A 736-nucleotide genomic window follows, 5' to 3' on the forward strand; every position below is an offset into this window, starting at 1 on the left:
AAGACCAGCTTGTGGGTCTTGGCCCATCGGAACAGTCCGCGCAGGGCGGTCGTGGCGACTTCACGGCGTCGGCCGTGCAGCGTGGCGAGGTAGGTCTGGACGTCCTCGCGGGTGACTTCCCGCAGGTGATCGCGCTGCGGCCAGCTGGCGGCAGCGCCGAGCGCGGCAGCGACGTAGGCGCGGACCGTGCCCGCGTGGCGGGGGCGACTTCGCGGGCTTCCGTCGCGCAGCGTGCGTGCCCAGCTGCCCAGGTCTCGACGCCACGGGCCGGGCAGCCCGGCGAGCCTGGCGGCCAGCCAGCCCTCGAGGCTGGCGGGCCGGTTGTCGTCGATGATGTCCATGGCCGTGAGGACCTCGATGACGTAGTCGAGGTTGATGTATTGCCGGGCGGCGACGTCCGCGAAGTCGCTGACGCGGATGCGGTCGGGTTCGCGGTGCTCGGCGAGCAGCATGACCAGGACCCGCTGCATTGCGCGTCGCGCGGTGGGTTCCCATCCGCGTGCCTCGGCGGTGGTGTGGGCCAGGTGCAGCGCCCAGGCCAGCCAGGGGTTGTCTGGTGGCGGCCCGGCGCGCAGATCAACAGCAGCACGGTAGTTGCGTGGTCCGGGCGGCAGCAGCGGCTCTTGCAACCAGGCGCTGCGGGGGCGGCCCGCGTGCGGTGGTGGCTGCTTGAGTGGCCGGCCTTTGGCGCCGTAGCGGCGTGGTGCCGTGCGTGGTGGTGGCTGCCGGCGGTCGC

Annotated in this window: 1 pseudogene; it reads right to left on the reverse strand. The window is 72.8% G+C overall.

The annotated features are described in order from the left end of the window. Window positions 1-629, reverse strand: a pseudogene (locus tag ACFOYX_RS29490) (integrase); the annotation flags it as partial. Between the last annotated feature and the right edge of the window lie 107 nt (window positions 630-736).

It is taken from the genome of Micromonospora sp. GCM10011541 (assembly GCF_042650725.1).
GTDB lineage: Bacteria > Actinomycetota > Actinomycetes > Mycobacteriales > Micromonosporaceae > Micromonospora > Micromonospora sicca.